Source organism: Paraburkholderia sp. SIMBA_054 (assembly GCF_046534875.1).
GTDB classification, from domain to species: Bacteria; Pseudomonadota; Gammaproteobacteria; order Burkholderiales; family Burkholderiaceae; genus Paraburkholderia; species Paraburkholderia hospita.
In genome coordinates this window covers 1-14,595 of the sequence record NZ_JAWRXV010000073.1, presented here as the reverse complement: position 1 = coordinate 14,595, position 14,595 = coordinate 1, and the positions used below count along the sequence as shown (strand labels likewise).

The following is a 14,595-nucleotide window of genomic DNA, read 5'->3' as shown; positions in this document are numbered from 1 at the left end:
CTCAACGACCCGAAGCGTCCTCGCGGCCGAGTTGCGCAAGCTTCAGAAACCGGTAATACACGGTTTCCGCATTGAACATCGCGATCATGAAACCCGCCCGGCCGTCGAGAAACCCACGCCGCAACAGATAGGTCCGCACGAACGCCCAGGCGCCTCGCGCGACGGCTTTGCCGAAGCTGCCGCGTTGACCCGTCGCATGACGCTGTTGCGCGCCCGCCGTCGAATACGCGTCGAGCTTACGCAGCACCGTCTCGAAGTCTTCGTACGAGTGATGCATCAGCTTGCCTTCCAGCCGCTTCGCGGGCGACTCGAACACGAGCCGCTCATGTATGAGGTCGTCGGAGAAGCGCGCGGCGCCGCGCTTGAAGAGGCGCGGAATCCAGTCGGGATACCAGCCGCTGTGGCGCACCCAATGTCCGCAGAAGGCGGACAGGCGGTCGATGGCGTAGACATCCGCGGCGGGCGCGGCGAGCACGCCCGCTATCGACACGGCCAGTTCCGGCGTGACGATCTCGTCGGCATCGATCGACAGCACCCAGGTCGTACCGAGCGCATCCAGCGCGCGGTTCTTCTGCGGGCCGAAGCCTGGCCAGTCGGTGTGCGTGAGCACGCGCGCGCCGTGTGCGCGGGCGATCTCGACGGTGCGATCGGTGCTGCCGCCGTCGACGACGACGATCTCATCGGCGAATGCGACGGCGCGCAGGCATTCGTCGAGGCGGAGCGCGGCGTTCTTCGTGATGAGGGCGACGCCTATTGTGGGTTGTGTCATTCGAATCGATGCCGGGAGGGATGGCGCACGGTCCATGCAGCCTGCTGCCGAAGCACCGTCGCCCTACGAAAGTTGCGCAAGTATATACAGCGGGGCACGGTGGCGCACAGCGGGCGAGGGCGCAAACCGTTGACGAACGGGCGCGTCGGAACATCTCGCCCGCGCCGCGCCGGGAAATTCTGCAAACGCGTGGATTTCCAATCATTTAGCCGCGTCGGGATGGCATGCCGAACGGTTTACAATGGCGCATTTGCAATCCGCCCGAGGGGCGGCCCACGGGTGCCGTGAAGCGCGCCCGCATTCCCAGAGGAACTCTTGAGCGCCAAGCCAACGTTAAGCAAGCCCATCGGCTCCGGTGAAGCCACGTCGACCATGGTCGTCCTGCGCCGGCTGTGGCCGTATGTGAAGCCGCTCATCTGGACCGTTGTCGCAGCCATCCTCACGATGGGCGTCGTCGCCGCCACCGAGGCGGGGATTCCCGCACTGCTCAAGCCGCTGCTCGACCACGGCTTTGGCACGCACAGCAGCGACAGCGCGAAATGGTTCGTGCCGCTCGCCATAATCGGCCTCGCGCTGCTGCGCGGCGTCACGCAGTATGCGTCGGGCTACCTTCTTTCCTACGTGTCGAACCGCATCCTGCTGGATCTGCGGCTGACCATGTTCAACCGGATGATTCACAGCAGTGTTTCGTTCTTTCAGCGTGAGACGGCCAGCACGGTCATCAACGCGATCGTCTTCGAGGTCAACCAGATCCTGAACGTGCTGATCGGCGTGATGGTGACGCTCGTGCGCGATTCGCTGACGGTCGTGTTCCTGCTCGGCTATCTGTTCTATCTGAACTGGCGCCTGACGCTGATCGTCGCGGTACTGCTGCCGGGTATCGGCTGGCTGGTGGGCAAGATCAACCGCCGGCTGCGCCGCCTGAACCGCGAGCATCAGACGCTGACCAACGAGCTGTCCTATATCGTCGAGGAGACGGTGGGCGGCTACAAGGTCGTCAAGGTGCACAACGGCGAGCGCTACGAGATCGACCGCTTCACGGAGATGAGCAAGCAGCTGCGCGGCTATTCGATGCGCATGACGGTATCGGGCGGTCTTGCGCAGCCGCTGACGCAGTTTCTGGCGTCGATCGCGCTCGCTGTCGTGATCACGATTGCCGTCGTGCAGTCGTCGCACGACCAGACGACGGTCGGCGGCTTTGTCGCGTTCGTCACGTCGATGCTGCTGATCATTTCCCCGCTCAAGCATCTGATGGACGTGAATCAACCGTTGCAACGCGGGATGACGGCGGCCGAACTGATCTTCGGACTGATCGACGAGCCGTCGGAGCCGCCGGGCGGCGGGCTCAAACTGGAGCGCTCGAAGGGCGAGGTCGAGTTCCGCGACGTGTCGTTCAGGTACGGCGCGAGTGGTCCGATGCAGCGGCAGACGCTCGATAGCGTGTCGTTCAAGGTCGCGCCCGGCGAAATGGTCGCGCTGGCCGGCCCGTCGGGCAGCGGTAAGACGACGCTGGTGAACCTGCTGCCGCGCTTCTTCGATCCGAGCGGCGGGCAGGTGCTTGTCGACGGCGTCGCGTTGCCGGAGTACGGCATTCATGAATTGCGCAGCCAGATCGCGATGGTGAGCCAGGACGTCGTGCTGTTTAACGACACGATCGCGAACAACGTCGCCTACGGACAGCCCGCGGACGCGGAACGCGTGAAGGCGGCCTTGCATGCGGCCAATCTGTGGGACACGGTGGCGGCGATGCCGAACGGCATCGAGACGCTGATCGGCGACAACGGCATGATGCTGTCGGGCGGTCAGCGTCAGCGTCTCGCGATCGCGCGCGCGGTCTACAAGGACGCGCCCATCCTGATTCTCGACGAAGCCACGTCGGCGCTCGATTCCGAATCCGAGCGCCACGTGCAGGCCGCGCTCGAAACGCTGATGAAGGGCCGCACGACGCTCGTGATCGCGCATCGGCTGTCGACCATCGAGCGCGCGGACCGCATCCTCGTGCTCGACGCGGGGCGCATCGTCGAGCGGGGCAGCCATCGCGAGCTGCTCGCGCAGAACGGGATGTACGCGCATCTGCATCGCATCCAGTTCCAGCAGCATGCGGCGTGACGACCGCGTGACCCCACAATAGAACGCCCGCGCGGCCCTGGGCCGCACGCGGGCGCGCCCGCCGCTGCGATGCGTGCGACGCAGCCGGCGACCATTCAGACAGTTGGCATGATTCACATCTTCAACGGCTTTCACAATCCGAACGGCGGCAGCGAGCAGGAGGCACTGCGCCTGTACGAGCTGCTGCACGGCAAGGGCGACGTGCAGCTCTGGAGCACGTCGTCGCGGACGTCGGACGAACTGTCGGCGGCCTATCCGATCCGCCGGCTCGCGCCGCTCAAGGCCAGCGTGCCGCGCGGCGGCACGTATGTGTTCGTCGGCGCGCATTGGCGCAACCGTGCGTGGCCGTATTTCGCGGGCCGTCCCGAGCGGCTCGTGTACGTGTTCAACACGTTTCATCCGAAGCTGCTCGAACTGACGTCGGCGCCGCCGCCGCTGTTGCGCTGGCCCGCGACCGAGTTCGTGCTGATTTCCGCGTTTCAGTCGAGACTGCTCGGCGTGAAGGGCGAGATCCAGCCGTCGCCGATCGATATCGGCCGCTTTGCGCCGCGCGCGCCTGAAACGCGCGCGCGGCCGGTAATCGGCCGTCTGAGCCGCGATACGGCCGACAAACATCATCCCGACGACATCGCCGTGTACAGGACGCTCGCTGAGCGCGGCTGCAAGCTGCTGCTGCAAGGCGCGACGACGCTGGCGGGGGCATTGCCGCAAGACGACGCGATCCGTCTGTTGCCCGAAGGCGCAATGGCCGCGCCGGACTTTCTGCACGAGCTCGATATCTTCTACTACCGTACGGGCGAGCACGTCGAGACGTTCGGCCGCGTGGTGCTCGAGGCGATGGCGTGCGGTTTGCCCGTCGTGTGTCACCGGCACGGCGGTTACGCGGATGTCGTCCGGCATGGCGAGAACGGCTATCTGTTCGATACGTCGGACGAAGCGCTGGCGATACTTTCTGAACTGATCGCGCAGCCGGCGTTGCGAGCCAGGATCGGCGCCGCTGCGCGCAGGACGGTCGAGAAACTGTATTCCCCAGAGGCGCTCGACGCACGCACCGCGTTCTATCTGCGCGGCGCCACGCGATGACTTTCCGCGCCTTACCGCCGCTTGCATGGCGCGCAGGCGTGAAACCAAATCGCATGGTGGGCATGAGATGATGGCAATGGCGTGACCCGTAGCCGGGCACGGACGCAGGCAGAAGCAGGCAGGATCAGCAAAGATCAACAAAAGGCACCGGCCGACGAAAACCGGGCCATCGACGCAGCGAGCCCTTGGTCCGAGGCTACGCGAGCGCATTTCGTCAATGAGAGTTGAAGCATACATGCAACACGCTACAAGAGATTCGTATCCCCTGATCCTTGCGCGAAGTTTCGCGCTCATCGCGCTGTTTGCGGTGCCGTTGTCGACGGCGGGCGTCAATATCGCGGCGACGCTGTTTGCGGTGTGCGCGCTGCTGTCGCCCGAAGTGTGGCGCAACTGGCGCTCGCTGTTCACCGACCGGGTGAGCGTCGCGGCGCTGCTGCTCGTCGCCGTGCTGACGCTGAGCCTTGCGTGGACGACGGCGGATCGCGTGCATGCGCTGGACTTCCTGATGAAGTACCGCAAGCTGATCTATCTGCCGCTGCTGATCCTGACGTTCCGCGATTGCCGCACGACCGCGTGGACGACGGCTGCGAAGTGGGCGCTGTTCAGCGCGTTGACGCTTTTGCTGCTGTTGTCATGCTCGAATTACTTCGGCTGGACGTCCATTGGCTCGTGGCACTCGAATACCGATCCGATCCGCAGGGCGTGGGTCTTCAAGGACCATATCGCCGCGGGCATCATGATGGCGCTGCTGTTCTATCTGGCGCTGAACTTCGCGAAGCAGGCGCGCGCGCGGGCCGCGAAGATGGCGCTCTATGTCGTCGCGCTGCTGGCCATCGTCAACGTGCTGCTGATGATGCAGGGGCGCACGGGGCAGATCATCGCGATTCTCTTCATCCTGATTTACGTCGTGACGTACTTTACGTCGCTGCGCGGCGTGAATCCGTGGGTGCGGTGGGGGAGCGGCGTGGTGCTGGTGGCCATTGCGGGCGGTCTCGTGTACGCGGCGCTGCATTCGCACGGTTCGCGGCTCGCGGAGACGAACGACGAAATCAGCGCATACGAAACGTCGAACAAGAACACGTCGATGGGCGTGCGGATCGTGTTCTACCGGCGCAGCCTCGAATTGTTGGCCGAGCGCCCGATCATCGGCCACGGCGTGGGTACCGTGCAGGACGAGTTCGACGCGTACGCGCGCAACAACACGGGCGCCGCCGCGGCCACGGCGGGCAATCCGCACAACGAATTTCTGCTGATGGGCATTCAGCTGGGCGCTGTCGGCATTGCGCTATTCGTGTTCCTGCTCGTGCAGATCGGTCGGACAGCGATCGAATTGAGCGAGCCTGCGCGCACGATCGTGTTCGCTTATCTGTTCGCTTTTACGATCGGATGCTTTGCGAACTCGCTGTTGCTCAACTTTACCGAAGGCAATCTGTTTATCTTCCTCATCGGCATTTTCTTGAGTTGCCGTAGAGGCGCGCCTTCGCAGGCGTAGGAGCGCCTCTAGGACAGTAAGACGAGTTCGACCTGGCTCAGACGCCGCTCGTCACCAGCGACAGCACCGACAGATCCGGATGCGTGCCTTCGACGATGCTCTTGCCGACGTGCACGGCTTCATAGGTCGCATCGTCGAGTGTCTTGAACGACTCTTCGCCGTCCGCGTGAAACGTCACCGTGTGACCGGGCGATTTCGGGTCGGCGCCGGGATGGCACACGTAGCCGACATACGTGTAGCGTTCGCTGCCGTCTTTCAGTGACGGCGCGACGTGAATCTCGAAGCCTTCATAGTCGACTTTTTGCCAGTTCAGGGTTGCGGCCTCGTCGGGCATGGTTGCCTCCGTGCGGGCGGCGGGGCGTCGGCGGCCTGACGATGATGGGCGACGTCCACGCTTGCCGTGTGTCGTGCGCCGCGGCGCGCGGCGCTATTTAATGTGGCGGGGAAAGGGGTTCAGTGCCGGTGGCGCAGGCGTTCCCACCAGCGATGCCCGTCGTAGCGGCCCGACGTTCCGTCGCGGATGTGATGCACGTGATGCTCGCGCCGCAACTGATGCGACAGCAGCGTCGCGATGACCGCCAGCACGACGATGCCGACCACGATGCCAACCATTGATTCAGCCATGGCTGCCTCCGTCTATTGCAACTGCATATCGAAAGTCTAGTTGATTTGCCGGAACAGGGCGGGCGGCGGTTTCGTCAGGCCCCACACACCTTCGGGACACCGCGCCCGATCAATCTCTGTAACCTCTACACGAAAGTCATTGAAATTTCGTATGGCCTCGCGATGCGGGTTGCCTTGGTGAGTCAGTTTTCGTCGTCGGAAAGCAGCGCTTCGAGGCCGAAAAGCCATGCGATGCTGAAGGTCAGCAGGCCCGCCGCCGAGCGCTTCGGTAGCGCTCTTTCCTCGGGTGACGCCGGGCGGTAAAGCCCGTCGTAGCAAGGGTTAGGTAGAGCTGTCTGATCGTCGTTGTATTCGTATTGTTCGGAGCGCATGTCGCCTCCCGCGTGCGGTGTGGTGCTCTAACAGCAAACGGCGTGCCATCAGACGTGTGCGGGAGAGGGTGGCGAATTACATCAGCACAATATCGTACTGCTCCTGACTCAGATTCGACTCAACCTGCAACGAAACCGGCTTGCCGATGAAATCCATCAGCATGGCCAGATGTTGCGATTCTTCTTCGAGAAACAGATCGATCACCTGCTGCGATGCGACCACGCGAAACTCACGCGGATTGAACTGGCGCGACTCACGCAGAATTTCCCGCAGCACGTCATAGCACACGGTACGCGCCGTCTTCACCTGCCCCTTGCCCTGGCAAATAGGGCACGGCTCGCACAACACATGCGCAAGCGACTCACGCGTGCGCTTTCTCGTCATCTCGACTAGCCCGAGTTGCGAGAACCCGTTGACCGTCACGCGCGTGCGGTCGCGCGACAGTGCCTTCTTCAGTTCGTTGAGCACCTGATCGCGATGCTCGACGTTCTCCATATCGATGAAGTCGATGATGATCACGCCGCCGAGATTGCGCAGCCGCAACTGACGCGCGATCGTATGCGCCGCTTCGAGATTGGTCTTGAAGATCGTGTCGTCGAAATTGCGCGCGCCGACGTAGCCGCCCGTGTTCACATCGATGGTCGTCATCGCTTCAGTCTGGTCGATCACCAGATAGCCGCCCGACTTCAGATCGACACGCCTTGACAGCGCGCGCTGGATTTCCGTCTCGATGTTGTACAGATCGAAGAGGGGACGCTCACCCGTGTAGTGATGCAGCTTCGACGACACAGCGGGCGTGAACTCGGCCGCGAATTCCGCGAGCATCTGATACGTCTCGCGCGAATCAACCTGAATGCGCGTGGTCTCGTCATTGACGAAGTCGCGCAGCACGCGCTGCGCGAGATTCAAGTCCTGATAGAGCAGGCTCGTGGGCGGCATGCGCTGCCCCTGCGAAAGTATGGTCGCCCATGTCTTGCGCAGATACGCGACGTCACCGGCCAGTTCTTCGCTCGTCGCGTCTTCGGCGATGGTGCGCACGATGTAGCCGCCTTTCTCGTCGACGGGCAACACCGATGTCAGCCGCGCACGCACGGCCTCGCGCTCGGCTTCGCTTTCGATCTTTTGCGAAATGCCGATATGCGGTTCCTGCGGCAGATAGACGAGCGTGCGCCCGGCGATGCTCACCTGCGTGGATAGCCGTGCGCCTTTCGTGCCGATCGGGTCCTTGACTACCTGGACCATCAGCGATTGTCCTTCGAAGACGATCTTCTCGATGGGTTGATGCGGCACCTGCTGCTGCGGTTCGCCCGCGAGTCGCGGATGCCAGATATCGGCGACGTGCAGAAACGCAGCGCGCTCCAGACCGATATCGATAAACGCGGACTGCATGCCCGGCAGCACGCGCACCACCTTGCCGAGATAGACATTGCCGACGCGCCCGCGCGACAGCGTGCGTTCGACGTGAAGCTCCTGCACTGCGCCCTGCTGGACCAACGCAACGCGCGTCTCCTGCGGCGTTACGTTAATCAGGATTTCTTCGTTCATGGTGTTGTTTTAGAAGTCGATGCGCGCCGCACGTAGAAGGGCAGCGGTTTCAAACAATGGCAAACCCATGATACCTGAATAGGACCCGTCGATATGCTCGATAAACTCCGCCGCGCGCCCCTGAATCCCATACGCGCCCGCCTTGCCGAGCGGCTCGCCGCTTGCTGCGTAGCGGCCCAGCGCATCGCTTTGCACTGCAGCAAAGCGCACTCGCGATACCGATAGCGCGGGCGCGAGCAGTTCGCCATGTGCATCGACGACGGCCACGGACGTCAGCACTTCATGATCGCGGCCCGCGAGCCGCATGAGCATGGCGACGGCATCGTCGGCATCGATCGGCTTGCCGAGAATCGCATCGTCGATCGTGACGGTTGTGTCGGCAACCAGAATGGGCGCGTTCGCGTGGCCGCCCGCGACGAGCCGCGCGCGCGCCGCACGCGCCTTCGCGATGCACACACGCATCACGTAGCCGTGCGCTCGCTCGCCGGGTAACTCGGCTTCGAGCGCTTCCGCGTCTTCATCGGGGCGCGGCAGCAGCAGCTCGAAGCGCACGCCCAGTTGCGTGAGCAACTCCTGGCGGCGCGGGCTTTGCGACGCGAGATAGACGAACGGAAAGACAGCGGACTGATTGGACATGGATCGGCTTCAAAAAAACGGGAGACGCAGCTCGGCAAAGGCGCAAGCCGACGAAAGCGTTGAGCGTAACAGATGGTGTCGACGGCACAACCTGGCCATTCGGCCAGGTTGTGCACGGTGAGAGACGGCCGGAAGATGAAGGCGTGTTCAGACCCGGAGTTCAGGCCCGATGATACGGATGATTCTGCGTGATGGTCCACGCGCGATACAGTTGCTCGGCAAGCAGCACACGGACCATCGCGTGCGGCAGCGTGAGGCTCGACAGGCGCAGCAGCATGTCCGCGCGCGCCTTCAGCTCGGGGTCGAGCCCGTCCGCACCGCCGATCAGAAACGCAACGTCGCGCCCGTCCTGTTGCCACGAGGGCAGGGCGTTGGCGAGCTGCATCGTGGTCCAGTCCTTGCCGCGTTCATCGAGCGCGACGATGCGCGCGTTCTTAGGCAACGCGGCTTCGATTTTCTGGCGCTCGGCGGCCATTACGCTTTCGGCGGAGCGGCCCGACGAACGCTGCTCGGGCTTGAGCTCGCGCAGTTCGATGCGCAGCTCGGGCGGCATGCGCTTCGCGTACTCGTCGAAGCCCGTGGCGATCCAGTCCGGCATCTTGTGGCCAACCGCGACGATATGCAGTTTCATCGTCAGCCTCGCGCCCGGTCAGCGCCGCCCGTAGCGGCAGGCGCAAACCCTGTCGTGGACAGCGGCACGCTCACGAGCGGCGGCGGGCAGGTGCCTTGCGTGCGGGACGCGCGACGGGTGCTTCTTCGTCTTCGTCCTCGTCGTCGAGCGGCTCGGACGGACGGGCGCCGCCGAACGGGTTCGGCGTCGACAGCTTCACGCGCACCGGCTTGTCGCCCCAGATCTCTTCGAGGTTGTAGTACTGGCGCAGGGCCGGCTGAAGGATGTGTACGACGGCGTCGCCGCAGTCAACCAGCACCCATTCGCCGATGTCTTCGCCCTCGGTGCTGATGATGTCGCCGCCCGCTTCCTTGACCTTTTCGCGCACGCTCGACGCGAGCGCTTTGGTCTGGCGGTTCGACGTGCCGCTCGCGACGATCACGCGGTCGAACAGTTCAGTGAGGTGGCTGGTGTTGAACACCTTGATGTCTTGCGCTTTCACGTCTTCGAGTGCGTCGACGATCGCGCGTTGCAGCTTGCGTATATCCATGGTTACCGATGTTGGTACAGGTGATGTTGAACAATATAGTCCCACACAGCAGTGGGGACATGATTTGGTGCGGACTGGCCGTGGCCGGCAGCGCCGCTTGCAGAGGCGTCCGCATCGTTTTCGAACCACGCGCGCAGGTGCGCGCGGATGTCGGTGGCCGACACGTCGAACGCAAGCGACGTGTCGATCAGCAAATGCCCGGCGGGTGTTGCCTGCAGCGTGCCGGCTTTCGCCGCGCGCTGCGCGATCGCTGCCGCGACGGGGGCCGGCACGGCCGTTACGTCGAAGCCCGGGCGTGTCGCGGCGGCGATATGTGCATAGTCGAACAGGCGCTGCCAGTCGCGCCACGTGTCGAGCCGCACGAGCTGGTCGGCGCCGATCAGAAGCGAGATCGACGCGTCCGCGCCTTCGCGCTCGCGCCAGCGCCGCAGCGTTTCGACCGTATAAGTAGGGCCATCGTGCTCGATTTCATCCGTGGCGACGCTGACGGTCACACCCCGCAGGGTCAGCGACGCGGCGGCCGCGCGCGTCATCGCGAGCCGGTCTTCGGCCGCCGATACGTCCGCCTTCTGCCACGGCTGGCCCGCCGGCATCAGCACGAGTTCGGTCAGATCGAGCGCATCGGCGAAACGTCGCGCGAGCGCGAGGTGGCCGTCGTGGATCGGGTCGAACGTGCCGCCGAGTATGCCGATACGTCGGCGCAATGCCCGTTGAGGTGCGACGGATTGAGCGGTCGGATTCAGTTGCGGTTCCTTTGCCTTTCAGTAGAAGCGGGTAGCGCGCGACGGGGCGCGTCAGACCCACTCGCGCGGCACGAGAAAGTCGCTGGTCAGGCGCGCTTCCGGCGTGCCCGGCTCGGGCTGCCAGTTGTAGCGCCAGTTTACGACAGGCGGCATCGACATCAGGATCGATTCCGTGCGGCCGCCGCTTTGCAGCCCGAACAGTGTGCCACGGTCGAAGACGAGGTTGAACTCGACGTACCGGCCGCGCCGGTAGGCCTGGAAGTCGCGCTGGGCGTCGCCATACGGCATGTCGCGGCGTTTTTCGATGATGGGCAGATAGGCGTCCAGAAACGCATCGCCGACGCTCCTGACCATCGCGAACGACTGCTCGAAGCCGGGCTCCGCGTAGTCGTCGAAGAAAATCCCGCCGATGCCGCGCGGCTCGTTGCGGTGCTTCAGGAAAAAATAGTCGTCGCACCAGCGCTTGAAGCGCGGGTACAGATCGTCGCCGTACGGTTGCAGCGCGTCGCGGCAGACGCGGTGAAAATGCTGCGCGTCCTCTTCAAAGCCGTAGTAGGGCGTCAGATCCATGCCGCCGCCGAACCAGAACACGGGCGCTTCGCCTGCTTTCGTCGCGACGAGCAGCCGCACGTTCATGTGGACGGTCGGGCAGTACGGGTTGCGCGGGTGCAGCACCAGCGACACGCCCATCGCCTCGAATCCGCGCCCCGCCAGTTGCGGGCGCAGCGCGCTGGCCGAGCCGGGCAGCGCGTCGCCTTGCACATCCGAGAAGCCGATGCCCGCGCGCTCGAAGAACTGGCCGTCTTCCAGAATGCGCGTGCAGCCGCCGCCGCGCAGCTTTTCGCCGGGCGCGCGCTGCCAGCTATCGGTCGCGAGCGGCGTGCCGTCGAATGCGCCAAGCGCGTCGGCGATCCGCGCCTGCAGGCCTTGCATCCAGCTGCGGACGGTCTGGGTATCGTGGGCGTCGTGAATCGAATCAGTCATGGTGTGTGGGGCGCGGCAGGTTCAGAACGCTGGCGCGGTCGGGTCTTAATCGGACAGGTTGGGCGCGATGCGATCGCAGCGGGGACGTTGGCGGCTTGCGTCCTGACGGTTGCCGCCGCCCGCCAGCGGCCGGGCGCGCTTCGCTGCCTGCAGCCGCGAACCTCTGCCGGCATACCCAAGTGTAGCGCCGGCGTGGTCAACTGGCCCCGGAGGGCCATGTCATGTGTTCGGGACGAGTGCCCGAACGCCGCGCCGGAAAGCGCTTTCGCGCGGAAAGCGTCAGCCCTGGCCGTGCTTGCGGTTGGCCGCGCGATAACCGATGTCGCGGCGATACTGCATGCCGTCGAACGAAATATGGTTGATCGCCTCATACGCGACCGACTGGGCGCTGCGCACCGAGTCGGCCAGTCCGACGACGCACAGCACACGGCCGCCCGTCGTCGTCAGCTTGCCGTCCGCCAGCGCCGTGCCCGCATGGAACGTCACCGCGTCCGCCGTCTCGACGGGAATGCCGCTGATGAAGTCGCCCTTGCGCGGCGTTTCCGGATAGTTGTGCGCGGCCAGCACGACGCCCAGCGCCGTGCGGCGGTCCCATTCCAGTTCCACCGTATCCAGCGTGCCCGCGATCGCCTGCTCGACGACCTTCGAGAAGTCGCCCTTCAGGCGCGCCATGATCGGCTGCGTTTCCGGGTCGCCCATCCGGCAGTTGAATTCGAGCGTTTTCGGGTTGCCTTGTGCGTCGATCATCAGACCGGCGTACAGGAAGCCGGTGAAGCGGATGCCTTCCTTCTCCATACCGCGCACGGTCGGCAGGATGATTTCGCGCATCACGCGGGCATGCAGCTGCGGCGTGACGATGGGCGCGGGCGAATAGGCACCCATGCCGCCCGTGTTCGGGCCCTGATCGCCGTCCAGCAGGCGTTTGTGGTCCTGGCTCGACGCCAGCGCCAGCACGTTAATGCCGTCCACCATCACGATGAAGCTCGCTTCCTCGCCGGAAAGGAACTCTTCGATCACGACGCGTGCGCCCGCATCGCCGAGCTTGTTGTCCGACAGCATCATGTCGACGGCGTGGTGCGCTTCGTCGAGCGTCTGCGCGACGACCACGCCCTTGCCGGCCGCGAGGCCGTCGGCCTTGATGACGATGGGCGCGCCCTTGGCGTCGATGTAGGCGTGCGCGGCAGCCACGTCCGAGAAGGTCTCGTATTCCGCTGTCGGGATCGCGTGGCGCTTCATGAACGCCTTCGCGAAGTCCTTCGAGCTTTCGAGCTGCGCCGCTTCCTTCGTCGGGCCGAAGATTTTCAGACCGCGCGCGCGGAAGATGTTGACGATCCCCGCCGCGAGCGGCTGCTCCGGGCCGACCAGCGTGAACGCGATCTGCTCTTTCTCGACGAAGTCGGCGAGCGCGTTCGGATCGGTGATGCCGATGTTGAGCAGACGGTCGTCCTGCGCGGTGCCGCCGTTGCCAGGCGCGACATAGACGAGCTGCACGCGTGGCGACTGCGCGAGCTTCCATGCGAGCGCATGCTCGCGACCGCCGGAACCGACGACGAGTAACTTCATGTGATTCCCCGAATGCTAAAAACCGTGAACGGCCCGCGCAGCGGCGCGAGCCGTGGATATCTACCTTCGCACAACGCAAACGCGTTGCCTGTGAGACAGGCCACAAAGCCGGGCCATGTGGCGGTAAAAGCAGAGAAATACGCAGCGAACGACGCGCCCGTGTTAATGCACGAACGCTCGCGCGACGAGCGCAGGAAGGAGCGCAGCGACTGCCCCGTCATTGAAGGGAACCGGGACGGGAACCCTGATCGGGGCGGCGCGCTCACTTGCCGCCTCACTCGTCGGCGATGGCCGCGTTCGTGTAGACCTCTTGCACGTCGTCCAGATTTTCCAGCGCGTCGAGCAGCTTTTGCATCTTGACGGCGTCGTCACCGGTGAATTCGACTTCCGTTTGCGGCTTCATTGTCACTTCCGCGACTTCGGCCTTGAAGCCGGCTGCTTCGAGCGCGGACTTGACCTTCGGGAAGTCGTTCGGCGGGCAGACCACTTCGATGCTGCCGTCATCGTTCGTGACGACGTCGTCGGCGCCCGCTTCGAGGGCGGCTTCCATCAGCTTGTCTTCCGGCGTGCCGGGCGCGAACAGGAACTGGCCGACGTGATCGAACATGAACGACACCGAGCCGTCCGTGCCCATGTTGCCGCCGAACTTCGAGAACGCGTGGCGCACTTCCGCGACGGTGCGGGTGCGGTTGTCCGTCATCGTGTCGACGATGATGGCTGCGCCGCCGATGCCGTAGCCTTCGTAGCGGATTTCTTCATAGCTCGCGCCATCGACGCCGCCGACGCCACGCTGGATCGCGCGGTTGATATTGTCCTTCGGCATGTTGGCGTCATACGCCTTGTCGACGGCGAGCCGCAGGCGCGGGTTCGAGTCGATATCGCCGCCGCCCATGCGGGCCGCGACCTGGATTTCCTTGATGAGCCGCGTCCAGACCTTGCCCTTCTTGGCATCGGCTGCTGCTTTCTTATGCTTGATGTTGGCCCATTTCGAATGACCCGCCATACCTTTCTCCGTCGCGCGCGCCAGCGGGGCGCACGCATTGTGCAATTGTCGTTGCGTTTGTCGGGCGTGGCGGATGTGCGCTCGCGCCCCGATGTCAGTCTGGTCGCACCCTGGAATGCTGTGGCTTCCGCGCCTGAGCGGCGGCGTGTCGGGGATGACGCTGTGCCAGCGTCGAAAGATCGACGGAATCGGCCATCGCAATGCCGGTGGTGGGTGTGCCGCCCGTTCGGTGGGCAGACCGAGATTTTATCATGGGCGGGGGTGGCCGCAGGGGCCATGGGGTTTGGGTTTGGTTTTGGGTTTTTGGTTTTGTCTGCGACGCTGGGGTGGTTTGCTTGGGCCTTTGCTGGCATCCGGGGGTGAGCGTTCGCGGCGCGGGTGGTTTGGTTTGCTTGTGCTTTTCGCTGGCATCCGCGCTATGCCTTCGTGTTTCAGGCGTCGCCCCTGTGCGGGGCGGCACCTACTTTTCTTTGCCGCCCTCCATGTCAGGCTAGTTGTCGCCTCACCCGAAC

The 14,595-nt window shown here is 64.2% G+C and carries 15 protein-coding genes; 3 read left to right on the top strand and 12 right to left on the bottom strand.

The genetic code is table 11. The features are described 5' to 3' along the window. Position 1: 1 nt before the first annotated feature. Complete coding sequence (locus SB822_RS47140; RefSeq protein ID WP_410857924.1) at positions 2-769, bottom strand: glycosyltransferase family 2 protein; 768 nt, start codon at positions 767-769, stop codon at positions 2-4. 315 nt (positions 770-1,084) lie between these two features. Between SB822_RS47140 and msbA the strand changes: the two genes are divergently transcribed. From msbA to SB822_RS47125, 3 genes are all read left to right on the top strand, one after another. After that, complete coding sequence (msbA, locus tag SB822_RS47135) at positions 1,085-2,878, top strand: lipid A export permease/ATP-binding protein MsbA (protein WP_007744171.1); 1,794 nt, start codon at positions 1,085-1,087, stop codon at positions 2,876-2,878. A 69-nt stretch (positions 2,879-2,947) separates the two neighbouring features. Next, positions 2,948-3,961: a glycosyltransferase family 4 protein gene (locus SB822_RS47130; protein ID WP_410857923.1), complete on the top strand. Its 1,014-nt coding sequence runs from the start codon at positions 2,948-2,950 to the stop codon at positions 3,959-3,961. 235 nt (positions 3,962-4,196) lie between these two features. Beyond that, positions 4,197-5,453, top strand: coding sequence for an O-antigen ligase family protein (locus SB822_RS47125; RefSeq protein WP_410857922.1), 1,257 nt, complete (start codon positions 4,197-4,199; stop codon positions 5,451-5,453). Between the two features lie 37 nt (positions 5,454-5,490). Here the strand turns inward: SB822_RS47125 and SB822_RS47120 are convergent, their stop codons facing one another. From SB822_RS47120 to SB822_RS47070, 11 genes are all read right to left on the bottom strand, one after another. Then, positions 5,491-5,787 (bottom strand): hypothetical protein, encoded by a 297-nt coding sequence (locus SB822_RS47120; protein WP_007583423.1) that lies wholly within the window; start codon positions 5,785-5,787, stop codon positions 5,491-5,493. Positions 5,788-5,906: 119 nt separating this feature from the next. Then, a complete protein-coding gene (locus tag SB822_RS47115; protein WP_007744176.1) occupies positions 5,907-6,077 on the bottom strand; it encodes a hypothetical protein in 171 nt (56 codons plus the stop codon). Positions 6,078-6,259: 182 nt separating this feature from the next. After that, complete coding sequence (locus SB822_RS47110) at positions 6,260-6,448, bottom strand: hypothetical protein (protein ID WP_410857921.1); 189 nt, start codon at positions 6,446-6,448, stop codon at positions 6,260-6,262. 76 nt (positions 6,449-6,524) lie between these two features. Beyond that, positions 6,525-7,994, bottom strand: a complete 1,470-nt coding sequence (rng, locus tag SB822_RS47105; RefSeq protein ID WP_007583428.1) for a ribonuclease G — start codon at positions 7,992-7,994, stop codon at positions 6,525-6,527. Between the two features lie 9 nt (positions 7,995-8,003). Continuing rightward, complete coding sequence (locus SB822_RS47100) at positions 8,004-8,630, bottom strand: Maf family protein (RefSeq protein WP_410857920.1); 627 nt, start codon at positions 8,628-8,630, stop codon at positions 8,004-8,006. Positions 8,631-8,790: 160 nt separating this feature from the next. After that, positions 8,791-9,261: a 23S rRNA (pseudouridine(1915)-N(3))-methyltransferase RlmH gene (gene rlmH, locus SB822_RS47095; RefSeq protein ID WP_007583432.1), complete on the bottom strand. Its 471-nt coding sequence runs from the start codon at positions 9,259-9,261 to the stop codon at positions 8,791-8,793. 70 nt (positions 9,262-9,331) lie between these two features. Next, entirely contained in the window at positions 9,332-9,790 is a 459-nt protein-coding gene (gene rsfS, locus SB822_RS47090) for a ribosome silencing factor (protein WP_007583434.1), read from the bottom strand. A 2-nt stretch (positions 9,791-9,792) separates the two neighbouring features. Further along, on the bottom strand, positions 9,793-10,533 hold the full coding sequence (locus tag SB822_RS47085) for a nicotinate-nucleotide adenylyltransferase (RefSeq protein WP_410857935.1): 741 nt from the start codon (positions 10,531-10,533) through the stop codon (positions 9,793-9,795). Between the two features lie 51 nt (positions 10,534-10,584). Further along, positions 10,585-11,517: an oxygen-dependent coproporphyrinogen oxidase gene (gene hemF, locus SB822_RS47080; protein WP_007744180.1), complete on the bottom strand. Its 933-nt coding sequence runs from the start codon at positions 11,515-11,517 to the stop codon at positions 10,585-10,587. A 279-nt stretch (positions 11,518-11,796) separates the two neighbouring features. Next, a complete protein-coding gene (gene purD, locus SB822_RS47075) occupies positions 11,797-13,080 on the bottom strand; it encodes a phosphoribosylamine--glycine ligase (RefSeq protein WP_007744181.1) in 1,284 nt (427 codons plus the stop codon). A 274-nt stretch (positions 13,081-13,354) separates the two neighbouring features. Beyond that, positions 13,355-14,083 (bottom strand): YebC/PmpR family DNA-binding transcriptional regulator, encoded by a 729-nt coding sequence (locus tag SB822_RS47070; protein WP_410857919.1) that lies wholly within the window; start codon positions 14,081-14,083, stop codon positions 13,355-13,357. Positions 14,084-14,595: the final 512 nt, after the last annotated feature.